This window comes from Bradyrhizobium rifense, assembly GCF_008123425.1.
Taxonomy (GTDB): Bacteria; Pseudomonadota; Alphaproteobacteria; order Rhizobiales; family Xanthobacteraceae; genus Bradyrhizobium; species Bradyrhizobium rifense.
In genome coordinates, this window is record NZ_VSSS01000038.1 from 15161 (window position 1) to 39269 (window position 24109).

At 57.0% G+C, this 24109-nt stretch carries 16 protein-coding genes and 3 pseudogenes; 12 read left to right on the plus strand and 7 right to left on the minus strand.

Annotated features, from left to right (window positions below):
• The first annotated feature begins 350 nt into the window (after window positions 1–350).
• From FXB40_RS24825 to ald, 6 genes and pseudogenes are all read left to right on the plus strand, one after another.
• The gene (locus FXB40_RS24825) at window positions 351–1886 is read left to right on the plus strand and encodes an AMP-binding protein (RefSeq protein WP_148774810.1); all 1536 of its coding nucleotides are present in this window, start codon (window positions 351–353) and stop codon (window positions 1884–1886) included.
• A gap of 77 nt (window positions 1887–1963) precedes the next feature.
• Window positions 1964–3355, plus strand: coding sequence for an amidase (locus FXB40_RS24830; RefSeq protein ID WP_148774811.1), 1392 nt, complete (start codon window positions 1964–1966; stop codon window positions 3353–3355).
• A 939-nt stretch (window positions 3356–4294) separates the two neighbouring features.
• On the plus strand, window positions 4295–5710 hold the full coding sequence (locus FXB40_RS24835) for an amidase (protein WP_246207909.1): 1416 nt from the start codon (window positions 4295–4297) through the stop codon (window positions 5708–5710).
• A gap of 242 nt (window positions 5711–5952) precedes the next feature.
• Window positions 5953–6434 (plus strand): annotated as a pseudogene (locus tag FXB40_RS50435) (amidase family protein).
• 15 nt (window positions 6435–6449) lie between these two features.
• A complete protein-coding gene (locus tag FXB40_RS24845; RefSeq protein ID WP_148774813.1) occupies window positions 6450–6797 on the plus strand; it encodes a hypothetical protein in 348 nt (115 codons plus the stop codon).
• Between the two features lie 198 nt (window positions 6798–6995).
• Window positions 6996–8108, plus strand: coding sequence for an alanine dehydrogenase (ald, locus tag FXB40_RS24850; protein ID WP_148774814.1), 1113 nt, complete (start codon window positions 6996–6998; stop codon window positions 8106–8108).
• Window positions 8109–8355: 247 nt separating this feature from the next.
• On the opposite strand, the gene FXB40_RS24855 is transcribed toward ald, so the two are convergent.
• Window positions 8356–10035: an MFS transporter gene (locus FXB40_RS24855; protein ID WP_148774815.1), complete on the minus strand. Its 1680-nt coding sequence runs from the start codon at window positions 10033–10035 to the stop codon at window positions 8356–8358.
• 587 nt (window positions 10036–10622) lie between these two features.
• Window positions 10623–11099: an Lrp/AsnC family transcriptional regulator gene (locus FXB40_RS24860; RefSeq protein ID WP_148774816.1), complete on the minus strand. Its 477-nt coding sequence runs from the start codon at window positions 11097–11099 to the stop codon at window positions 10623–10625.
• Between the two features lie 157 nt (window positions 11100–11256).
• On the opposite strand from FXB40_RS24860, the gene FXB40_RS24865 reads away from it, so the two are divergent.
• Together FXB40_RS24865 and FXB40_RS24870 are read left to right on the plus strand one after the other, a co-directional pair.
• Window positions 11257–12765: an NAD-dependent succinate-semialdehyde dehydrogenase gene (locus FXB40_RS24865; RefSeq protein WP_148774817.1), complete on the plus strand. Its 1509-nt coding sequence runs from the start codon at window positions 11257–11259 to the stop codon at window positions 12763–12765.
• A gap of 12 nt (window positions 12766–12777) precedes the next feature.
• Window positions 12778–14175 (plus strand): aminotransferase, encoded by a 1398-nt coding sequence (locus FXB40_RS24870; protein ID WP_148774818.1) that lies wholly within the window; start codon window positions 12778–12780, stop codon window positions 14173–14175.
• Here FXB40_RS24870 and FXB40_RS50440 read toward each other — a convergent pair.
• From FXB40_RS50440 to FXB40_RS24900, 5 genes and pseudogenes are all read right to left on the minus strand, one after another.
• Window positions 14133–14535 (minus strand): annotated as a pseudogene (locus tag FXB40_RS50440) (transposase). The gene FXB40_RS24870 and the pseudogene FXB40_RS50440 sit on opposite strands and share 43 nt — an antisense overlap.
• A gap of 583 nt (window positions 14536–15118) precedes the next feature.
• The gene (locus FXB40_RS24885) at window positions 15119–16201 is read right to left on the minus strand and encodes an ABC transporter ATP-binding protein (protein WP_148774821.1); all 1083 of its coding nucleotides are present in this window, start codon (window positions 16199–16201) and stop codon (window positions 15119–15121) included.
• Window positions 16202–16213: 12 nt separating this feature from the next.
• A complete protein-coding gene (locus tag FXB40_RS24890; protein ID WP_148774822.1) occupies window positions 16214–17104 on the minus strand; it encodes an ABC transporter permease in 891 nt (296 codons plus the stop codon).
• Between the two features lie 7 nt (window positions 17105–17111).
• Window positions 17112–17960, minus strand: a complete 849-nt coding sequence (locus FXB40_RS24895; RefSeq protein WP_148774823.1) for an ABC transporter permease — start codon at window positions 17958–17960, stop codon at window positions 17112–17114.
• Between the two features lie 46 nt (window positions 17961–18006).
• Window positions 18007–19086 (minus strand): ABC transporter substrate-binding protein, encoded by a 1080-nt coding sequence (locus FXB40_RS24900; RefSeq protein ID WP_187437122.1) that lies wholly within the window; start codon window positions 19084–19086, stop codon window positions 18007–18009.
• Between the two features lie 401 nt (window positions 19087–19487).
• Here FXB40_RS24900 and FXB40_RS24905 point away from each other — a divergent pair, with 401 nt between their 5' ends.
• The 4 genes and pseudogenes from FXB40_RS24905 to FXB40_RS49285 form a co-directional block, all read left to right on the plus strand.
• On the plus strand, window positions 19488–20513 hold the full coding sequence (locus FXB40_RS24905) for an NAD(P)-dependent oxidoreductase (RefSeq protein ID WP_148774825.1): 1026 nt from the start codon (window positions 19488–19490) through the stop codon (window positions 20511–20513).
• Window positions 20514–21108: 595 nt separating this feature from the next.
• Window positions 21109–22335: a RidA family protein gene (locus FXB40_RS24910; RefSeq protein WP_148774826.1), complete on the plus strand. Its 1227-nt coding sequence runs from the start codon at window positions 21109–21111 to the stop codon at window positions 22333–22335.
• Window positions 22336–22658: 323 nt separating this feature from the next.
• The gene (locus tag FXB40_RS24915) at window positions 22659–23720 is read left to right on the plus strand and encodes an ABC transporter substrate-binding protein (RefSeq protein WP_246207914.1); all 1062 of its coding nucleotides are present in this window, start codon (window positions 22659–22661) and stop codon (window positions 23718–23720) included.
• 182 nt (window positions 23721–23902) lie between these two features.
• Window positions 23903–24090 (plus strand): annotated as a pseudogene (locus FXB40_RS49285) (sugar kinase); the annotation flags it as partial.
• Window positions 24091–24109: the final 19 nt, after the last annotated feature.

Consider the following 24109-nt stretch of genomic DNA (forward strand, 5'->3'; position numbering starts at 1 on the left):
AGCTTTCATCACCTCTCGACGCACAGCTACGTAAGTGCAACTGGACGCACCGACGAAAAGCTGCATGAAGCCCCTCGCGCGCCGCAAAAGCCCCGAACGGTTGTGAAGCTCCTCCAGGCGGGAGAGGGCCGACTCGATCCCGACTAATCCATTGCGGAAAGTTCGGCTAATTCCCTTCCCTTTGCGACGCACTCAAGGCTGCCGCCAAAGGCGTCATATTGTTTTTCCCTTGAAAGATATTTTTTTTACTCGTATTAAAACATCAAAATTCGTTGAAAAGGCAGTTAGGGGCTCCCCACCACTTAGCGCGGGTTGCGCCCCGGAGACCCAAAACGAAGACGGCTCAAATCATGACTGATGCAAATTTCTACCGGTTGTTCGAGACCTGGCTGCAACTGGAGCCAACCGGCGCGGTCTTCGAGCTCGAGACCGGCGAGACGCTCACGCGCGAATGGCTTCACGTCCTGTCAGGACGTTATGCGAATGCATTGCGGCGATCCGGATGCGCAACCGGTGATCGCGTCGCGGTCCAACTGGAAAAGTCGGCGCACGCGTTCGCCTTGTACCTCGCCTGCTTGCGTGCAGGATTTTGCTATTTGCCGATGAACACCGCGTACCGGCCAGCCGAATTGGCTTATCTCCTGCAGGATGCTCAGCCGGCGGTATTCTTCACGGGACTAACCGCGGAAGCTCTTGCGGCGGAGATCGTACCAGCGACAACGAAGGCCTTCACCTTCGGTCCACAAGGAGAAGGGACGTTCGCGGCCATCGTTGAATTGGTAGATCCAACATACCGGACGATCGAGCTGAGTGGAAGCGCCCCGGCCGCGCTTCTCTATACGTCCGGTACCACCGGACGCCCTAAAGGTGCTCTCATCAGCCATGGTGCGCTCTCGTACTCTGCGCAGACCTTGAGCGAACTCTGGGGCTTCTCCGCATCGGACGTTCTCCTCCACACTCTGCCGATCTTCCACAGCCACGGACTTTTCATTTCGTTCAACCTAGCTCTGGCAAGCGGAGCGCGGCTGCTTCTTCAAAGCAAGTTCGATGCTGCCGATGTACTCAAGGCCCTTCCGCGTTCGACCGTATTCATGGGCGTGCCGACCTATTACCATCGATTGCTGACGAGCCCGTTGCTAAACAGTGATCGGTGCAGACGAGTGCGACTTTTCGTATCGGGGTCCGCACCTCTTTCCGCGGATGTGCATGGCCAATTCGAAGCCCGCACCGGTCATCGTATTCTGGAACGTTATGGTTCGACGGAAGCAATGATCCTCTGCTCGAATCCATTGGAAGGCGAGCGCAAGCCAAGTTCAGTAGGGCTTCCGATTCCTGGAGTCGATCTGCGCATCAGTGGAAGTAGCGATGAGGTTTTGAAAGCGGGAACTATCGGAATGATTCAAGCGCGAGGGCCAGGCCTGTTTTCCGGTTACTGGAATAGGCCGGACCAGACCCGCGAGGAATTCACAGCCGACGGCTTCTTCCGCACTGGCGATCTGGGATTTGTCGATGACCAAGGATACGTATCGATCACCGGCCGAGCCAAGGATCTCATTATCAGCGGCGGCTACAATGTCTATCCCGCCGAGATAGAAGCAGTGATCGACGAAATGCCCTCTGTTCAAGAGTCAGCAGTCGTCGGTGCCCCGCATCCCGACTTCGGCGAGTGTGTCGTAGCTTTCGTCATCCCTTCAGACAAAGAGCTCCCGCCGACCGCCGGCGAAGTGATTCAGCGTGTCAAGGATCGTCTCGCAAACTACAAGGTCCCCAAGCAGGTGGTCGTTGTCAATGAACTGCCGCGGAATACGATGGGCAAGGTTATGAAGAAAGAGCTTCGGAGCTCGCTCGCTGAGCCATCGCGACGCCTCGTCACCGGGGCCCAATAACACACTTCAATCGTTCAGCGCGGTTGGAGCAATCCTGTCTTTAGCTCGTCCAGCAACTCAACTCCGAGGATAATCCGTTGTCCGCCCAATATAGCCCCGCTGACTTTCAGCCTCTCACATTCCACGATGCGGTGCCGGCCTTTAAGGACGGTACGGACAACCCCCGCAAATACCTCGAGAGATGTCTTGAAACCATCGAGACCCGCGAACCAGTTGTCCGAGCTTGGGTCGAGATGAACATCCCGGCATCGAGATCCGCTGCCGATGCCTCGACGAAGCGGTATCAGGCCGGACGTGAGCTATCGACCATCGATGGTATGCCAGTCGGCATAAAAGACATGCTGATGACTAAAGACATGCGTACTCGCATGGGCTCGCCCCTATTCGAAGGCAATTACACCAAACAGGATTCTGCTTGCGTACAAGCACTCAGGTCAGCCGGCGCTATTGTCCTCGGAAAGACGGTTACAACCGAGCTCGGTATGTCTCACCCCGGACCGACCACCAACCCTTTTGATCCGCTTCGTACCCCAGGGGGATCATCCAGCGGATCCGCGGCGGTGGTCGGTGCCCGCATGGTCCCTGCGGCGATCGGAACACAGGTCGTTGGCTCAGTGATCAGGCCGGCGAGCTTTTGTGCGAACTACGCGATTAAGCCCACTCTCGGCGCTCTTAATCGCGGGGAGCGGCTGGGTTTCAGCCAGAGCCATATAGGCATTCATGCTGGCGATCTTCACGATATGTGGCAAGTTTCGATAGAAGTCGCCAAGAGGTCGGGAGGAGACCCCGGTTTTCCGGGCCTCTACGGCGGAACAGTGCTTCACGCCGCGGCGCGCCCAGCGAGGCTCATTGTGATGGAAGCGGAAGGAGCGCCAGAGCTGGATGAAGCCACTAAGGGAGCATTCGATAGTCTTCTGTCGGATCTCCACCGCGCCGGCGTAGAGATTATCGGCAGAACAGATCACCCACTCGTGGAGGCTTTTGAGCAGGCAATTAGCGAAAGTCTGGCGATAAGCCGGGACATTTGCGCATACGAAATGCGTTGGTCACTTGAGAACCTTCTCGAACAGTTTGGTGGAGGGTTGAGCGAAAGCCTTAGGTCGCGTCTCGATATCGCACGCAAGATGACGCTCGATGACTACCGTCTGGTACTCTCAAAACGTGACGCGGCAAGAGCAGCCCACCACGCAATCTCGAACATCGCCGATGCCATTATTTCTCCGTCTTCCGTCGGTCCCGCGCCAACTTTGAACAATAAGGGCGTTGATTCCGGTGTCATACACACGACCGGCTTGCCAAACTACAATGCCGTCACCTCTGTGCTTGGTGCTCCAACCATCACAATGCCACTCCTTGCTATCCATGAGCTTCCCGTCGGGGTTCAGGTCATAGGGCAGCAGCATACAGACGACGGTCTAGCGGGAATTGCTCGATGGATAAGCCAGACCATTCACGAGCGGCCCGTGTGAGCTCCAATGCTCTTTAAAAGGCGGCTGAGCAGGCGAGAACACGGTGGACGGTTCGCGAGGCGCTAGCTGCCGGAGTTCATGCGCAGTGCATCCAGTTCGGGACAAGAAGCGCGAAACGGCGTTTGCGCTTGGAGAGCTTGCGCCGCGCCCGTCGAGATCGGATGAGGCCGACCCTGTAGTCACGCTACCAACCGAGATCCGGCACCAAGAAGACCGTGGGTTTAAGCCAGTCCATGCTGGGCGACACACGGCTGCAGCGCGCAACTATCTCGCGCCCAGGTGGCCGGAGCGGTGCCTCGCTCGCGAGTTGGTGTGCCCCATGAGAGTCGCTCGACATTAGTTGAACATCGGTTCACCGGATTGGATGAAGAACAAGACGATCTAGAAGTCGGCGAAGGCCGGTAGCATGCAAGCGCCAAACCGCAACTGGTGCTAATGCTCGCATCTGAGCTCCTCAACTGGCAGTCGGCAATGGGATCGGGCCGCGATCCGACCGATCGGTTCATATTAAGCATTACCAATTCTGCGCCGCTCCGAATATGGCCACTGGTCGTGCGTTTTCAGGCTGGCGTTGATTCTGAGTTCTTGCACGTGGTCTCTGGAGAGACGGCCTGGCATCCCATCGAAATGGCGGGATGAGATATGTAAAGACGATTTCCTGCGTACTATCCGCCAAATAGGCAGGATCTCCGCGGGTCTCTTTAAGTTCTTCGCCGTTTTCTTCTCAAGGACCCCGTAAGTTCGTTCCGCAGGCCGACAGGGTGTCATCATGAGAAATTCAAGATGATCCGATCCACGCGACGATCAATGTTGCCTGCACTCGATCACAGTCGCTCAAACAGTCGCAATTCGAGACGCGGGAGCGGCTCCTATTTGCCCCCGCACTCTGCTTCACTCGCCCCCCTTTCGGGAATCGATAAGACAACTGGAGTTTTCGAAGTGCACGAGTTGATCCGTGACACGGCCTGCCGTATCGTCGAGAAGCTGACAGCTGGCGAGATCACGCCCATCGATCTTCTGGATGTGCTCGAAAAGCGAATCGCGGAAGTCGATAGTAAAGTCAATGCACTGCCTATCTTGTGTTTTGACAGAGCGCGAGACCATGCTTGCGCGCTGATGCATCAACCCGTTAGTCAGCGAGGTTGCCTAGCTGGTTTGCCGGTAGCAATAAAAGACCTGGTCGATGTCGCCGGCTTACGGAACACCCAAGGTTCGCGCATCTTCAGGGATAATACTCCGATCAGTTCGGACATTTTAGTCGACAGACTCGAGCGGAGCGGGGGCGTTATATATGCGAGATCGAACACCTCCGAGTTCGGCGCAGGCGCGAACACTGTCAACGAACTTTTCGGAGCTACGCTCAACCCCTGGAACGCTTCGCGCTCAGCCGCTGGTTCGTCTGGTGGCGCCGCGGCCGCCCTCGCCGCCGGGATGGCATGGCTCGCGCACGGCTCCGACATGGGCGGCTCGCTCCGAAACCCGGCAAGTTTCTGCGGTGTAGTTGGCCTACGGCCGAGCCTAGGTCGCGTGGCGCGAACCCCGAAATTCAAGATCGACCGCAACCTTGGCATCCAGGGTCCCATGGCGCGGACGGTCGAAGATGTCGCGCTAATGTTGGACGCGATGAGCGGGGAACACCCAGGTGATCCGCTATCCCTTCCGTCACCATCTGAATCCTTTTTGGCGACCACGCGGAGCGGTAAGAGACCGAAGCGCGTTGCGTTTTCGTCGAATCTGGGCATTACGCCTGTCGACCCGCAAGTCGCAGCAGTGGCGGAAAGAGCTGCGCGGCGCTTCGCCGAGACCGGCGTGATCGTTGATGAGGCTCATCCGGATCTGCGAGAAGCCCATGAGTGCTTCCAGATCCTCCGTGCGTTCGACTTTGCTGTCAGCAAGGCTTCTCTTCTGCGAAGCCATCGCGACCTTCTGAAGCCGGAGGTTATCTGGAACATCGAGGAAGGCCTGAAGCTATCCATGGAGCAGATCGAGCGCGCTGAGGCGCAGCGAGTGGCGATGGCTGCGCGGGTTCTCAAATTCTTCGAGGAATACGACCTACTCCTATCGCCCGCAACGATCGTGGAGCCATTTCCAGTGCGAGATCGCTACGTTTCGGAATGCAATGGCGAAAGGTTCGATAACTATATCGAGTGGGTCGCGATAGCTTTTGCGATCACGCTCGTGTGTTGCCCGGCGCTATCTCTGCCCTGCGGCTTCACCGATTCGGGTCTTCCGGTTGGACTGCAGATGGTCGCGGCTCCTCGCGCGGACGGAGCGCTGTTGGCGGGCGCTAAGGAGCTCGAGGATATCTTGGGCCTCCGGGGCAGTACGCCAATCGATCCACGACCAGCAACTTGATTGTGGCTCAGTATGATGATGGTGCTTTTGCTGCGGCATATAGGTCTCGTAGATCAAGCAGACTGATCGCGCGCTTCGCAGTCTCCGGTGAGACGGCGTTATGATCGATGTATTTGCCGCTGCTCGTTGGCTCGAGATGAACCACTTCGCGGACGGCGCTGCTGACTTATCACGTCTCTGCCTTTCAACATTTTCACCACTCGAATTGCACCACATGACGAGAGGCGTGTTGGGGAGAGATGATGACGTTTGAAGAGCGTCCACGCTGGCAATTCGTTTCCGTGAAGCTGGCTTCATTGCAGCGGACCGCAGGCGGCTCGTCGGCAGGCGCGGCAGTTGCCGTCGCGTGCGGGGTAGTAGCGATCGCGCACGGAAGCGATGGCGGCGATCCATTCAAACTCCAGCATCTTGTTGCAGCGTGTCTGACCTCAAGCCTACTCGTGGAAGAGAGCCGGCTGGTGCATTCAAGGGTGACGGGTGGGGAGGGCTGGCCAGTGACGGCGTGATCAGTCGCACGGTACGAGACACTGCTCGGGCACTCGATCTGATTGGCGGGTTTGAGCCTGGTGCGCCTTATGCTTCTCCGAGCGGCTCAGTTTTCGAGGCATGCCCCGGCACGCCGTTCGCTCGGCCGCTCCGAATAGCTTTCTGGCGAGATCCCTGGGGTCTTTCAGTGGAACCAATCTGCCTCAAGTGCACAGCAGATGATGGCCATGTTGTGTGAAATATCGGCCATGAAGTGGTCGAGATCGAGCCTCCTGATTTCGAATATTCTAAATTGATCGACGCCATCACTACGATATTGGCTGCGAATATCACCTTGTCTGCTCGCACAAGGCTCGCATCGGAACAGCGGCACCCGAGGGCGGACGAACTCGAGCCGGCGATCCTGGACGGTTACCATCTCGGCAGCAGTTTGAGCGCACCCGACTACGCTTCAGCGATCAATCGGCTGCATGCGACGGGGCGAATGATGGCCGGAATGATTGCAAAATGCGATCTTCTACTGGCGCCCACTGAGTGGACTCGAGCAATTCTCGCCGAAGTGTCGAACGGCACAGTACATTGTTGGATGCCAATCCGGTAGTTTCGTTTGAGAGAGGTGGTTGGTTTCGGACGGGCCGAGCACGTGGTCTCGCGAATGCTCGGCGGTGAGTCCGTTCGGGCTGTTCGAAATCCTGCGCAAACGGACAAACAAAGCTGTATTTCTACGCTGTTCCACCCTCTCCGAAGCTGGAACACCGCGATTTTTGATTACAAGGGCCCATCGAACGAGGAGATTAACATGAAGGTCGGCGTTCCCAAGGAGATCAAAACACATGAATATCGTGTTGGTCTGACGCCTGGAGCCGTACGCGAGTATGTGAGCGCTGGTCACAAGGTCACGGTCGAGACCAATGCCGGCTCCGGCATCGGCTCGACAGATGACGACTATCGCAAGGCAGGCGCCACGATTGGACAATCTGCTCGCGAAGTGTTTGCATCGAGCGAGATGATCGTCAAGGTGAAGGAGCCGCAGCCCTCCGAATGGGTACAGCTTCGAGAGAACCAGATACTTTTTACATACCTGCATTTGGCGCCTGATCCGGAACAAGCGAAGGGACTGTTGAAGTCGGGCTGCACGGCCGTCGCGTATGAAACCGTAACGGACGCGCAGGGCGGTCTCCCGCTGCTCGCGCCGATGAGCGAAGTTGCTGGGAGGCTCGCGATCGAGGCGGCCGGTACGGCGTTGAAGCGCTACGCAGGGGGCCGCGGACTGTTGATAGGTGGCGTTCCGGGTGTCCAGCCCGCCCGGATCGTTATAGTCGGGGGAGGCGTCGTCGGTACGCATGCCGCGCGGATGGCGGTCGGCCTTGGTGCCGAAATCACTATCATCGACCGGTCGATAAATCGCCTTCGTGAGTTGGACGAACTCTTCCAGGGGCGGGTCCGCACCAGGTTCTCCACGATCGAGAGCGTTGAAGAAGAGGTATTCTCCGCGGACGTCGTCATTGGTGCAGTCCTTGTGCCCGGAGCGAGTGCACCTAAGTTGGTGAGCCGCAAGATGTTGAGTTCGATGCGCAAAGGCTCTGTCATCGTGGACGTGGCCATCGACCAGGGCGGCTGCTTCGAAACGTCGCATGCGACCACGCATGCTGATCCAACATACGAAGTTGATGGCGTAATTCACTATTGCGTCGCGAACATGCCAGGGGCTGTGCCGCTTACCTCAAGCCACGCTCTGAACAATGCAACGTTGCCCTTCGGTCTTTCTTTGGCCAACAAGGGCTTTGCAGCGATTCTTGAAGATCCCCATCTTCGTGCCGGCCTAAATGTCTATCGGGGCCGTCTCACCTACAAGGCTGTCGCCGAAAGTCTCGGCCTACCTTTCTCTCCGATCGACCAGGCTGCGGCCTGATCCCCAGAGGCTCCCTAGGGGGCAATTTCCTCCCTGACTTGGCGGGCCACTCCTTCGGGAGTGGCCCCTTTTTTATCAACGTCTGTCATCGGGCCGATCACCTGCGGAGTTCGGTTCACGGCGCTTCGACCTTATGAAAAGGGTTCTCCGGGTGGGTCAGCATCCTGCGCGTGTTGAGCTTCGCCCTGCCATTCCGCGGGCCGCCCCTTATGTCCGCTCACCTCTGAGTTCCCGCTCTGCTTCTTGTTCAACTCCGAAGCAGTCGTTCACCGTGCATTGCATCCCTCGCGGCAGCATCGAGTACGTCTTCTTTCCGGCGAACCGATCCAAAGGGTCGCTCCAGCATGCGCCGCACACGGATGGGCACTGGACCCATGTGAAACGCGGCCGCCTGTCTATCCAGGTCCCGCTCTGATTGGGTCGCGCGGTTACGCTGTCGCAAATAATCTAACCATGTTGGACAGTGATAGCGTTCGGTCCACAACTCCGGGTCAGCGATGTCTCGCGCGATAGACCAACCATACGCGCCGTTGCGCTTGCGCACCAGCTGCACGTCCTGCATCACTTTGTGGAAAGCTCGTGCGTTTACCTTTTCTACTCGATACTCAATTTCGACGACCAAAGGTCCGCTCCGAGCGGAAAGTTCGAGCCGAACCTCGGGGTCGGCCAATATTTCGGCGTCTTCTTCACGAGCACTTATGCGCGGCATGCGTAGCCACACGCCGAGGACTGATGATGCCATCATCAACCCAGCCGAGATCAAAAGGGCCGTTTGCACGCCGATTACGTCCGCCAGATACCCCCAAGCCCAGCTACCGACGGCGATCCCGCCAGATCCGGCCGCTTGGTACGCCGCCAGCGAACGGCCAGCGACCCAGCGAGGCGCCGACAGCTGAACTCCGATGTTGAAGAGCGCCCAAGCGATCATCCACACAGCACCGGCGAGGAATAATGCGACTATCGTCAACAGCGGCACGTCGCTCAGCGCTACTGCGGTAATCGCTCCACTCATCGACAAAGCACAGGCGCGGATCGCCGCTTCCCCGCTCATGTGTTTGCGTATAATCGTGATGTTAAGGGCGCCTACTACTGCTCCAAGGCCGAAAGCGCTGAGGATGATGCCATATGTTTGAGCGCTTCCCCGCAGCAGGTCGCGAGCTACTAAGGGCATCAGCGCGATGATTCCTCCGCCGATTACGCCCATCACCATTGATCGGAGCAGTACGATCTTGATCGACGGCGAATTGGCGATGTAGCGCACTCCCGAAACAATCGCCCGGCTTAGCCGTTCGGGTGGTAGACGAGCCGGTTCTGAGACGCGCTTCCAAAGAAAGAGCGCCAGAATCAGCGGGAGATAAAGCAAAGTATTGACCGCGAACGAAGCGACCGCCCCCGCGGTTGCGACGATGACTCCGCCGATAGCCGGCCCGACGCTGCGCGCAATGTTATAGCTGATGCTATTGAGCGCGACCGCGGCGGGAAGTGTCTCCGGTGGCACTTGCTCGCTGACGGAAGATTGCCAAGCAGGATCCATCAGGGCCATTCCGGTGCCCACCACAAAACATGAAATCAGCAGTAAAGTTGGGGTGAGCAGGCCCATCCAAGCGAGCGTCGTCAATGAGGCCGCTCCGGTTAGCGCTATAGTAACGGACACCAGCGCCACGATGCGTCGGTCGTGCATGTCCGCAATCGCGCCGGCGGGCATCGAAATTAGCATCACGGGCAGCATCAGAGCGGTCTGGACGAGCGCGACCTTATCGGCTGACGACGTCATCTGCGTCATGGCCCACGCGGCGCCGACGCTCCGGATCAGCGCCCCCAGATTCGCAAGTACACTGGTGAGCCAGATCCTTCGGAAAGTGAGCTGGCGAAGCGGGGCTGTAATGCCATCCGAGCTAAATACCGGCGTCTTCAAGGACTGGCCCATCTCGAGTTCTGCGTTGCGCCGGAGGCCCCGATTGAAAGGCCGTGCTTGATATGCAGCAAAAACGAAGACAGTTGCCGCGCGCTACGCCCGAGGTCGACATAGTACCTGCGAGTCAATCTATCGCCCGTGGATGCTGCGCGCCAGGTTCGTCTACGGCGCGCGTCTTTGGCTTCCCTCGCTGATGAGCGAACCCATTGGGCAAAGATTCGGAAAAAAAGTGCACCGATCTCGTCGCGGTTGAGGCCACTGAGTGCAAGCAAATTCAATTCGGTCGCGGGGCATCCTGTTTGCCGCCGTCTCAAGTCTATTCCTGCTTGATTCTGAAGTGCGAATTCGCCGCTGCACTTGCTCGAGCAAAGGTGAGCCATTCGACGAACCGCGCGGCAGATGAGCTTCCGCCAAGTTCCTAGTTTATGCATCATCTCTCAAGAGAGTGGATGATCCGAGGATCCGCTTCAGACATAAGCCACCTTAGTCGGTATCGGCCACTTCATTGACTAACAATAGTGCACTCAAACGACGGTTTCGGGCTTTCTGCGCGGACGCACGATGAAAAACTTCGCATCATAAAGGGATACGTAGCCAAGCTAATCCTCTGACGGCGGTTCGATCGGAACGGCAAACCCGGCCTTCACGCGATCCATTATGACCATCGTCTTGAACCCCTTGATGTCCGGATTCTCATAGAAGAAGCGCCGCGTGAACTGCTCGTACTCTTCCATGCTGCGGGCCGTGATGTAGAGAACAAAATCGGCATCGCCGGTGACATAGAACCCATTGACGACCTCCGCGGACGACTTGATGGCCTTCTTGAACTTGTCGATGATGTCTGAGCGCTCCCGCTCCAGGCTCACTAGGACAAGCATCTGAATGGGTCTACCAACCGCCCTGGCGGAAACGATCGATACGTCGGCCTCGATGATCCCGTCGGAGCGCAGCCTCTTCAAGCGTCGTTGGCAAGCCGTAGCAGAAAGGCCCGCCATTTCACCGATGACTTCAGACGTCAGACGATTGTTCTTCTGTACGATCTCCAGTATGCGCGCGTCGATCCGGTCGTATTGCATATCATCGCCTCCAGCCTTTAGGTGCATTCCGTCGCAGAGCGTGCACATGTTGCAGGAAATCCGCCCTGCTATAGGGAAATGTGACGTAAATCTCTGCGCACTATCAGTATCCTGAATACATGCACGATTTCAATATCGGACCTTGCGTGATGCGCAGATGAACCAGGCGACCCTTAACCAAACTGCCTCTCCCGCGGATCTTGCTGCTCGGTACCTCAGAAGCCTGCAACGGCGTGACTTCCTCTCGGGAGCGGCGCTGCTCGACGGGCGCTGGGTCGCGAACGGAGAGCGAGATCAAGTGATTGATCCCGCGACGGGGGAAGAAATCGCGGATGTTTGTCGCTGTAGCGCTTCAGATATGGACGAGGCGATTGGGGCGGCAGAGCGCGCATTCCCAAGCTGGCGAGAACTGCTTCCCGCCAGAAGAGGGGGCATTCTGAGGTCTTGGGCCTCATTGATGCTCGAACATGCCGAAGAGCTCGCGATCTTGGTGACGAGCGAACAGGGTAAACCTCTGTCTGAGGCTCGACAGGAAGTAGCTTATGGGGCCGGATTTCTCGATTGGTTTGCGGCCGAGGGTGAGCGCGCGTACGGAGAGACCATACCCAGCCACAAGGTAGGCAGTCTGCTTCAAGTACGGATGCAGCCCATAGGTATCGCAGCCGCGATCACTCCTTGGAACTTCCCGATCGCCATGATCACCAGAAAGGCAGGAGCCGCTCTTGCGGCCGGTTGCCCGATCATCGTCAAGCCCGCACCTGAAACCCCGCTTTCTGCGCTTGCGATCGCTAGGTTAGGCGAACAGGCAGGTCTCCCACCCGGCGTGCTTCAGGTGCTCGTTGGTGATTCAATCGAGCTTTCGCGCCCGCTATTGAAAGATCACAGAGTCCGAGCTCTTTCGTTCACCGGTTCGACCGATGTCGGGCGTCTTCTTCTCAAAGGAGCTGCCGAGAGCGTGAAGAAGGTGTCGTTGGAATTGGGTGGACATGCACCTTTTGTGATTTTTGACGACGTCGACCTCTCCAAAGCGGTGGAAGGGGCTATGGCTGCAAAATTTGCCACCTCGGGACAAGACTGCTTGGCCGCCAACCGCATCTATGTGCAACGAGGGATTTATGCCGCCTTTGTTGACGCATTTGCCTCAAAGATCGGGCGACTCGAAGTCGGGCATGGCCTAGAGCCATCAACCGATATCGGCCCAATGACCAAACTTTCTGTTGCCGAGAAATGTAGGGCACACATTTTCGACGCGAGACAAAGGGGGGCGCGCGTTCTCTCGTCGAAAATTGGAAGAACTCTCGGCCCCAACTTCGTTCCTCCAACACTTCTCAGTGATGTCACGGAAGACATGCTCATCGCTCGTCAAGAGACGTTTGGGCCCGTAGCAGCTGTGCTTCCGTTCGACACCGAAGAAGAAGTCATAGGCCGAGCTAACGCCAATGAATTGGGGCTGGCCGGATACGTGTACACGGACAGTGTCCGGCGAGCACTCAGAGTGTCCGAGCAGATCGAGTGCGGCATGGTCGGTGTCAATACCGCTTCATTTACTGGGCCCCCTATACCATTCGGTGGTTGGAAACAATCGGGGCTGGGTCGCGAAGGGTCACGGCACGGATTGGCGGAGTACATGGAATTGAAATACGTCTGCTTCGGCGATCTGGTTTAGGGAGAATATGAAATGCTCGATATCAAAACCATTGCGGAAATTGCGGAACGTGATCGTTCGAGTGTTTTGCATCCCTTCACTCATCTGAAGGATTTCGCTACCGGAAAAGCGGGCGATCCTACGATCGTCACGGGCGGAAAAGGAATTAACATCAAAGATGCGCAAGGTCGCACTTATATCGATGCCTTTGCCGGGCTTTACTGTGTGAACATCGGATACGGCCGAACTGAAGTTGCAGAGGCAATCGCGCGCCAGGCGTACAGTTTGGCGTACTATCATACGTATGCGGCGCACACGACCGAACAGCTGGCTACGCTATCGGATCGTCTCGTACGCATGGCCCCTGGCAAAGCCAGCAAAGTGTTCTTTGGACTGTCAGGGTCCGATGCCAATGAGACCCAGGCCAAGCTTGTTTGGTACTATAATAACCTGCGTGGTCAACCGAAGAAAAAGAAGATCATCTCGCGTGAGCGAGGTTATCATGGCTGCTCGGTAGTTTCCGGCTCGATGACCGGCATGTCCTTCTACCACGACCACATGGATTTGCCATTCCCGGGCATTCTGCACACTGGGGCGCCGCATCATTACTGGCACGCCCACCCGGGTGAAACGGAAGCGGACTTTTCCCGCCGCCGTGCTGCGGAACTGGAAGATCTGATCCTAAGGGAAGGGCCAGAAACGATCGGTGCCTTCATAGCTGAACCGGTGCTAGGCACCGGGGGGATAACGCCGCCGCCTGAGGGATATTGGCGTGAAATCCAGGCGGTGCTCAGGCGGTACGACGTCCTCCTGATTGCAGATGAGGTAATCTGTGGATTCGGCCGCACCGGCGCAGACTTCGGCTGCTCGCTTTACGAGATTGAGCCGGATCTGGTGACGGTCGCGAAAGGGCTTACTTCCGGCTATATGCCGCTGTCCGGAGCGATCGTCAGCGAAAAAGTTTACAAAGTCATGGAAGAGGCCTCCGATCGCGTGGGGGCATTCTCACATGGTTATACCTACTCGGGTCACCCGATCGCCGCCGCAGCTGCAAACGCGGTTCTCGACATCGTAGAGAAGGAGCGGTTGCGCGACCGGGCCAAAACCGTCGGGGAGCACTTCCAGAAGCGCCTGAAAGAGCGTTTCGCGCAATTGGAGATCGTGGGAGAAGTCCGAGGCGTCGGCCTACTCGGCGCCGTCGAATATGTTGCGGATCGCCAAACCAAGCGGCGATTCGATCCCGACCTAAAAGTTGGCGCGCGGATCTCCAAAGCTGCCCGTGATCGTGGGCTGATTGCACGAGCCATGCCGCATGGAGACATTCTGGGATTTGCACCCCCTCTGGTAGTATCAGAAGCCGAGATCGACGAGATCGTCGACCTGGCTTATCAGGCCACCAAACAAGTGATGGACGAACTCGCAAAAGAGTAGTCGGAGCGCTGTTTCCCGTGAGGAGAGGATGAAGTGACCTGTTGTTCGATCGGATTGAGATCGGGACTGTATGGGGGCAGGAAGAGCAAATGCGCTCCGGGGGCGCGGATGGTATTACGGGCGGCCTTGCCCTTGTGACTGCCGAGATTGTCGAGGATGGCGACCTGCCAGAGTTGGCGCCAACACCTTCTCGACATAGAGGGTGAAGAGTTCGCCATTGATGAGACCGTCGATGACCCATGGTGCGCTGATCTGATCGTGCCGCAGCGCCGCAATGAAAGTCATGGTCTCCCAGTGGCCGAAAGGCGCAGATGCCTGGAGCCGGCGCCCACTCGGACCCCAGCCGCGCAGTGGTGCCATGTTTGTCTTGAGCCAGGTCTCGCCGATAAAGATCAGGCGTGAAGCGTCGATCCTGCCTTGATGGGCACTCCAGCGCGTCCGTTTACGGGCGACGTCGGGGATCTTGTTCGGCCGGCATTTTTTTGAAGCTCACCCCTTCGGCATGCACAAACGTCCACTCCGCCCGCACATCTGTCTTGATCCCGCGCGCCGCCAGTTCCCGTGTCGGCTTCCGCAACGTGGACGGCCCCGAGAGAACGCGCTTGCGCAGCCAGTCAGCATTGGCACCGGACAAAACCGGCACTTGTGACCACCGATCTTGCCGGGCGAAACGCCTCCAGTCTCCCGCCTCAGATTCTTTCACTTCGTTACACAGGACCGGCTAATCTGACGCGCCTCGGCAATCGAACGAACCGTCTCCCCTGCGTCCGCCCGCGCCAGAGCGCGTTCACGAAGGTCTTCCGAATAGGGTCGCGTCATCCATGCTGGCCCCCGTTCTCCAGCATGGAGCTTGAATCAGAAATCCGTCCCGCTGGGAATCCCGAACCTACAAAAAAACAACATGCTCTAATCGCAGTGAGCCCGATGCGCCCTCAGAGATTCGCTAGAACACAAGCACATCCGAGGCTTGAAAATACGCTCGCACAGGTTGTCCGGATACAACTCCTGGATTTCGGCCGACGTTCTTCCTGATGGCCAATAGGCGCCGTTTTCCGGGAAGCTCGACGACCACATGCACGTCAGGTCCGAGAGGTGCAACGTCTAAAACCATTCCGGCTAGAATATTCTGTTCAGGGTCGTGAGTCGGTTCGGGGGCAGCGCCGTCGAAAAGTTCGATGTGTTCTGGTCTCACGCAAAGGGCCGCATCACTACGATTGGATTGCGCCGCTCTTGCCCGAATTTCAAATCCCTCCTCAGTGATGTAGGAGTTGAGGCTTTGATTCATTTCGCCGCCAGGAACTGCCTGAAACCAGTTTGACCTTCCTATAAATTCGGCAACGAATTTGTCCGCGGGCGTTCGATAGATCTCCGTCGGAGTGCCACGCTGGACGATCCTACCCGCGTGCATAACGACGACTTCGTCCCCCAGACTAAGGGCTTCCTCTTGGTCGTGCGTGACAACGATGGTGGTTGCCCCCACAATTCTCAGAATTTCCTTCAGCTCGAGACGCAGTTCAAGCCGAAGCTTAGCGTCGAGCGCAGACAGCGGCTCGTCCAGAAGAACGACCTTCGGATCGGTAGCGAGAGCTCGCGCTAGTGCAACACGCTGCTGCTGTCCGCCACTCAGTTGATTTGGATATCTGGTCTCCATCCCGGCCAGCTGAACGAGCGACAGCATCTGCTCGACTCGAGATGGTACTGCGGCGGCACGCGTTCCTCGGTACCTCATTCCGTACGCGACGTTTTGCGACACCGTCATGTGGGGGAACAGCGCATAATCCTGGAAAAGAAGTCCTACATTGCGCTCGTAGGGCTTCAGTTTGCCGACATCGTCGCCGCCGATCCGCACGCTCCCGGCATCGGGCGAGACGAATCCCGCAATGATGCGCAACGTTGTTGTCTTGCCACAGCCACTCGGCCCGAGAAGCGACAAAATCTTGCCCTGCTCGACCTCCAGCGTCACACCGTCGACTGCAGTGAAACCACCATACGTTTTTGTGACATTCCTCAGCTCGAGAACAGTCATATACGCAGCCCTTCAAGTTTTACGGCCAATCGCCCGCTCAAGCCCGAGCACGCGGTCCAACACGATCAGGAGAAGCAATGTAACGCTCATCAGCGCGACAGCGGCCGCGGCGATCGTGAGATCGAAGCTGGATCGGATTAAGCTTGTAAGCGCCACCGGCAGCGTAAATGTATTGAAGTCACTGAGAAAGAGACTGACCGTCACATCATCCATTGAGGTCGCGAATCCAAATACCGCTCCGGCAGCAATACCATTCTTTGCGAGCGGGAGAGTTATCGTGAAAAAGGCTTGGATTTCGTTTGCTCCGAGCGACAATGCCGCCTCGCGAAGCGTCTCGCTGATTCCGGCCAGACCAACCAGCGTCAGTCTTACTGCGAATGGAAGCGCGATGATGAGGTGTCCAGCGAACAATTTCGCAAAAACCGGCAGCCCATCGTGAACGGACAGGAACATGAGCAGGCCGAAACCAATGATCACGCCGGGTAGCACTAGGGGCGACAGAAAGGCCGTAGTCACCAGGTCGCTCCATTTCGGCGTCATCCAGCTGATTGCGAGCGCAGCGCAAGCACCGATCGTGGTCGAAGCAATAGTGGTGGCAGTTGCAAGCAACAGGCTTGTCTTGAATGCTGACCAAAGGAAGTCACTTCCAGCAAGCTGGACGAACCATTGGGTTGAAAAGCTCGTTGGAGGAAATGCACCAATATAGTCACGAGCGTCGAATGCCATGAAGACCGTCACGATGACCGGGAACAGCAGGAAGACCGAGGTTATCGTGACCACGGCGATAACGCCGATGCGAAGGACGGCGTCCGCCGTTCGCTTGCGGAGCGCCAGCCTTAACGCGAGATTCGCATTGATGCCGTGCTCCACCTGAACCACAGCCGCCTCTTCGGTCTTCAGCATCGCAGTCTCACGTCCGTTCAAACGAGGTTGCCAGTCTAGACATGCTGAATATCATGAGCAGCGAAAGAACCATCATGACGATCGAAATGGCTGCGCCGCTCGGATAGTCAGCGACCTCGCTAAATCGGGTATAAATTAAATTCGAGATGAACAGCACGCGGCCGCGCCCAAGGATCCAAGGTATAATGAATGCGCTGACTCCAAGTGTCATCGAGACCACAAATGCAGAGAAGATGCCCCGGGTACACAAGGGGAGTGTCACAGTGATGTGGGATGATAGTGCCGAGGCGCCTAGAGACTGAGCAGCTTCGATCAGGCGCGGGTCTAGGTTTTGAATGGCTCCGAACAAGATCAGGATCGACATGGGGATGGCGTAGTGAAGCAATCCGGCGACGATGACGAAATTGATGTATTGTCTACCATTCGGGTTGATGTTCATGAACGACATTACCGGAGAGAGAACTCCCGCGGAGCCAAAAGTCAGCTCAAGCGCATAAACCCGTACTAATGCGCTGAGGAACATGAGACCCACGATCGCCGAAAGCGAAGCTTTCCGTGTTGAAGGAGACTCGGTCCTCGCTATGCAATAGGAAATAGGAAAAGCAATGAAGACCGCGACGACGGAAGCGCAGAAGGCCAAGAAATACGTTTGAGCAAAATATTGCACGTAAGCTGGTAGAAGAAGCTCTGCATAGTTTGCGAGTGTAAGCGAGGCTCCTTGCACTGATCCGATGCGACCGGGCTCGAACGCGCGGAAGCTCTCGTCGAGCACCATCAAAATTGGCGCTACTAATAACAGCGCGAAGACTGCAACAGCGGGGAGCAACAGCAACACTTTAGACCTGGCGGCGCTCATGTTGTTTCCACCCAACCCACCTATTGTCGATTAGCTGGCCAAACGCTCAAAGAAGGGGCGCAATCTCCTGCTCCCACCTCTTCATCCAAGCATCTGTCTGTGTGGAGAGGAACGCCCAGTCGGGGATATAAGCAAATCTCTCCATCTCCTCGTTATTGAACGTGATGGGCTTGATCTCGTCGGATACCTTCGACTTGATGTTGACGGGCACGCCACTAATGGCTCGATTGAATTCGGCATTCGTCTCGGGAGCAATTGCGAAGTTCGCGAACTTGAATGCTGCATCAGTATGACCGCCTTTCAATACGCACCAACCCTCGTGATAGATGAATGTACGAAAGCCGGATTCTTTATCCATTTTGCTCAGAATGCGAATTTTGAAGTTGCGGGCCCGTTCGATTGGAGCCGATGCGCCCTGAATGCTAAGGCAGGTCTCTCCCGACGTGATCGAGGTGGTGATGTCAGTATCCGCATTCGCGATGCGGCCGATATTTCCACTGCGCGCCAGCTTCTTCATGAATTCCCATGCCGGCTCCATAGTTCTCTCGTCGCCGCCTTTATGCAGTGCAAGCGAGAGCATCTGAAGATTGGATCCGAGCGAAGGGACTGGGAAGCAGATCTTGCCCTTCAAACGGGGATCGAGGAGATCGTCAAGTGTGGTGATCGGGAAAGGAGCGATGTCCTCACGGTAAAACCAGACCATCGCTGAGATGGTTCGCGGGATATTGATGACGTTTCCGCTGCCGTCTTTAACCAGCAGCTTGTGCGGAATGTCTGCCAGATTTGGGACCCGTTCCGTCGTGACTGGTTCCGCCCATCCCTCCCGGGCGATCATTTGCCAGGAGGGATCCCATCCGGTGAGGAGGTCGATACCGGGGTTTGGCCATTTCGCCTTGATCTTCGGAAGGATGGCCATCGCCCCTCCAGCATGCAGCTGCCAATTGACCTTGATGTCGGACTGCTTTGCTGCGAGCTTCTTTATCTCGTTCGCGTAATTCCCGCCCCAATCGACTGCAGTGATTGTGTCTTCGGCGCGGGCGCCGACAGTGGTCGCGAGCGACCCGCTCGCTCCAAGAGCCGCGGCCGAAGTTGCACTTTTCAGAAATTGGCGGCGTGTACTGAACATGCTCGTCTCTCCCCTGTGAAGGCGCATAGCCTTCCACAGCGAGCATACCACCCTGAGCAAGCGATAAATTCTTCGTAGTACGCATCGTAGGGGCATAAATTCGGCGGCAGCTACATGCAAAGTGATGAATTTATGTGGCCCACGGGGAGTGTGGCCGCCTTCTCCGCCCCGCTCTACACCCTCCCATCGATCTGCCGTGAACCCTGCTTACTGTTGCACATCGGCCCCCCTGAACCCCGTAAACATGGGGAAAACAGATTTATGCGATAAGGAGCTCACTTCTTGCATAAAATCGCCGCGTTCCTCCCGGATTGCGCAGCAAACAGCTGCGATTTGCCCGGTAGGCTAAGGTGGAATGACATCAAGCATTCACACGGTAGGCTAGATCAGGGGGGTAAAAGATGAAGGTGCTTTGCTTGTGGTACGCGGTGCAAGACGAGATCGATTACATTAAGGGTGCGATGCCAGCTGGCACAGAGGTCGTAGCCCCGATCGGGGACTATCTCTCTCGATTTGACTGCGCATACTCTGATGTGAAGCACCTCGCAGCCGACGCCGATGCGATCATAGCCCTGAGCGTGCCCGAGGGCGTTCTTGAAGTCGCTCAAAAGCTAAAGATCTTCTCCTGGCTACATTCCGGCGTCGATGACCTGCGGCAAATGGGAGCGCTAGCGCTCTTCAAGCAACGTGGCGTGAAACTTACGAACATTCGGGGTGCCAACGCGGTTGCAGTTGCGGAGCAAGCAATGATGTTTGTGCTGGCTCTGGCGAAGAAGACCTTGCTCAAGCACAACGCTCTGCAGGAGCGGCAGAAGCCATTTCCGGTCTATGCAGACGAGAATCGCTCAGCCATGTTGCATGGTCGTACGATCGGGATCATCGGCCTTGGCCAAATCGGCAGTCGAGTCGCGAAGCACGCAAAGGGCTTTGACATGCAGGTAATAGGCGTCCGGCGAAACAAGGGTAAACCGGTTGATTGCGTCGATGCCGTCTACGGGATCGACGAATTACACTCGGCCTTAGCTAAATGCGACTATGTCGTGGTGGCGACCCCTAACACCACCGAAACCAGTCAGCTGATAGGAAAGGCGGAACTCGCGGCTATGAAGCCGTCGGCCTTTCTGATCAACATTTCGCGGGGAGCTGTGATCCAAGAGAAGCCTCTCTATGAAGCACTTACCTCAGGCCGTTTGAGCGGCTACGCGGCAGACGTTTGGTGGAGTTATGGGTTCGGACGAGCGTTTCCAGCTGGCTCAGGGTCGCGCCTCGCGGTCCACAAGCTGCCGAATGTTATTGGCTCCGACGATCAAGCTGCAAATGCGGACGATGTGCTGCAACGTAATATCGAATGGGGCACCAAGAACCTGTTGGAATTTGCCAAAGGCGGCCCGCTCACGCGGGAGGTTAGCCTGGAGCTGGGTTACTGACCGAGTCATCCCTCAGGGCTCCTCGCTCATCGAGGCCGTCTAGCGCTGGGTGAGCTTTTTACTTTGGTTTCGGGTCTACCAGCAGCAAACTCTCGCAAGGAGTTTGCTGCTGCATTTGTCGGAGGCTTAGACCTCTCGGTCGGTGTAGGCTTTCCGTTCCGGTCAGCGCTGTGGTCACTGCACACTGCTAGATGGAGTTCGAATCCGTCATACAGAGTGCGCGGGCAATTCTCGCGCATCAAAAGCGCTCGAGACGAGCGTCGAGAATGCTTTGCCGCTGGGGCGGCGAAGATAGAAAGCAAAGCCCGAGGTAGGCGGTAAGCGTCCCGATCATTGCTATCGGCGACATTGAACTGATCGGCATCATTGTGCAGCATGATGTCGACCGGGAGACCCTTGCAGGCACACAAGCACCTGACAATCTCACCGGCAATCACTGCTGTGTTCGATTTATGAAACACCACCTATACTTTTCAGTCATTTACGAGTCTGAAGAAAACATCTTTTCAACACACCTGGGCAGCGTAAGGTGGGCTCAGCTGAAGCTTCACAATAAATTCCGTCGCTGGTCAGATCACTTGGGAGAATGCCCGAAATGAAATCGTCCTTAGTCTGGACTCTCCCCATCGACCACACTCACCACCTGTCCGGTAGCGCTGGCGCGATGACCTTCGTCGGCGGAGCGGGTGACTTCGACTCCGCAGGTCGGATACGCAATCCGGGAGACTTTGACAAGCAGCTCGAAGGAGCGATGACTAATTTGGCGGAAGCTCTCGCCAGCGAATCCTGCACACTCGAAGACGTCGTCCGACTGAAGGCGCACTTTACGGCCGAACGCGATGACTGGGAGGTGATCGCGGCGTTAGCTCGGTTCTTCCCGTCGGATCCGATGCCGGCAATTAGCACCATGCCCGAGGCATTTCAGCCTTTTGCCGAGCAGACCATCCAGATCCAGGCCATCGCGCAGCGGGGCTGGCGGGTATTAGCCGATGTGCGCGCAATAGCGCGCCCGGTACCAGAACAAAGGAAGGCGCTGTTCAGGGGCCGAGAGGTTACCGCGGGTCTGCGCGCCGGTGAGTTCATCGCGGTTGCGAACCGCGCCGCCGAAGTTGCCGAAGGCTCCGTAGAGCAGCCGGATGACCCTGTGGCCCAGAGCCACTGGATCATGGAGAAACACGGGGAGACATTAGCTGCGCTTGGAGCTTCCCTACAAGATAGCATCAAGCTGGAAGGTTATTACTTTGGCAGTACGCGCGAGCAATGGACGCCGCTGTCCAAGGCCCGGGCGAGCCACTACCGAGAACCGGGCCCTGTCGCGACGGTGGTTCCTTGCCACCGCCTCAATCCAAAGGGCGCGCAGACCAAGATCGAAGTGATGGCAATGCGCGAGTTGCGCAAGGGCTACGACAAGTACATTCCGCGAGAAGACCACTGGCCGGCGCGCGTATGGGACTGGACTTGGGCCACCCCTTACCGTCAGGCCATCAGACTGCGAGACATGATCTGGCTCGGGGGCCAGGTGCCTGCACAGCCGTACGACAACAAGGGCCGATCGGTGATGGAGGGGCAGCTCCTGCCGCAGACGCGCTTCACGATGAGCTACATCGAAGATCTTCTTCGCCCCTTCGGGCGCTCACCTGCCGATTTGAAGCTCATGGTGTGCTACTTCACCTCGACAGGTACGGAGGCCGAGACGGTGGCCTTCGCCAAGACGCTTGCGGATTGCATGGGTGGTGCGCTCCCACCCGTTACTCTCGTGCCCAAGCCGATGTTGCACAGCCCCAGCACCACTGTGGAGATATGGGGGGTCGCGCAAGGGTGATCACACTCAACTCCCATAATCACACACCCGTGCGGAGTTCACTCGGGCCATCCGGGCTCCGCTCCTGACGTTTCCAGCTTTAGAGCACTTTCCATTCGAGTCCGACCGCGTACCTCCCCGCGCAATGAAGTCAGTTGCGCTGATCAACAGGGAGGTGACATCAATTAAGCACCCGCGAGCGAGCATGGTGCAAGAATTGTAGACCCGTATATCGCCGCATCGGGCGGTCTACCGCGACCTTTTTGCGGATGCACCACTATCTGCAATTTGAAAACGAACTGCAAGATCCAGCCGATCACGGGGTGGCATAGGAGGAGTAGAAAATGGACAAATCAAAGAGGGTTCTCAGCATGTTGCTACTGACGTGCCTGACAGCGGGAGGATTGGGCTCATTGAAACCAGTCTTTGCGGACGATCAGCTTACGATCGCCTCGTTCGGCGGAGCCTATCAGGCGGCACAGAGAAAGGTTTATTTCGAGCCGTACGCCAAGAAGGCGGGCGTGAAGATATCTGAGGAGGAGTTTAACAGCGAGACTTCAAAGATCCGTGCCATGGTGGAGTCTAAAAGCGTTAGCTGGGACGCAGTCGACATGGATGCCGTGGGGGGCGAGCAATTGTGCGCCGAGGGGGCACTTGAAACGATAGACTGGAAGCGGCTTGGCCTTGATAGAAGCAGGTTTACGGGCGCAGATAACGATTGCGTGGTACCAGCTGATTTCTACGCAACAGTTCTCGCCTACGATAAGGACAAACTTCCGAACGGTCCGAAAAATCTCAACGACTTGTTTGACACTCAGAAATTTCCAGGCAAGCGCGGGCTGTACAAGAGTCCATTCGGAAACTTGGAGTGGGCCCTTATTGCCGATGGCGTTGCGGTCAAAGACGTCTACAAGGTACTTGGGACATCCGCCGGCGTAGACCGAGCTTTGAAGAAGTTGGATACCATAAAGAAGGACGTTGTCTGGTGGCAAACTGGCGCACAGGCGCCACAGCTTCTCGCCGATGGTCAGGTCGTGATGACGTCAGCCTGGAATGGCCGCATCTATGACGCGGTAAAGAATTCGGGTAAGCACTTTGAAATACTATGGGATGCCCAGGAACTCGGGATGAATGTCTGGGTCATTCCCAAAGGGGGGCCGCGCGTTGATGCAGCATACAAGTTCATCGCGTTCGTCACCTCTGGGTCAGTACAGGCCGATCAAACTCGGTACATCCCTTATGGACCTGCTAACAGGGATGCTATCGCGCACGTTGATCCCGCGGTCCTGCCGCACCTACCGACGGCACCTGACCACATGACTCATGCCCTTCTGATTGACGCCGCCTTCTGGGGCGAAAGGGGGGACGAGTTGCGTCAACGTTTCACGGCATGGCTTGCGAAATGATATCCGGACGGCGAGGAGAGATTCGCACTCCTCGCCGGTATAGAGGCGGAGATCCGGGTGTGCTCAAAATCGTCCGAACACCAGAGTGGCCGCAACCGCGCTGCCCGGGCCTTCAATGTAGGCCGCTCTTGACGTTTGCTCCACGTCGTTTCAGTGCAAAGTGCGGGGGCGCCGGTCTGCGGATGGCCATTCCGCGCCAGCGCGTGCTCGACACCAATGGGGCGGGTGCTGTGTTTCACGGCGCCGACATCTATTCGTATCTGGCACATGCCGGTAAAAGCTGGCGCGAGCATTTCGACTTCGCGCGCAGTCAACCTTCAAGATCCAGCGTCTCGGCAATGAGGCGGGCCTTCCCACCCTCGTCGAGATCCACAATCAGGGTCTAACCT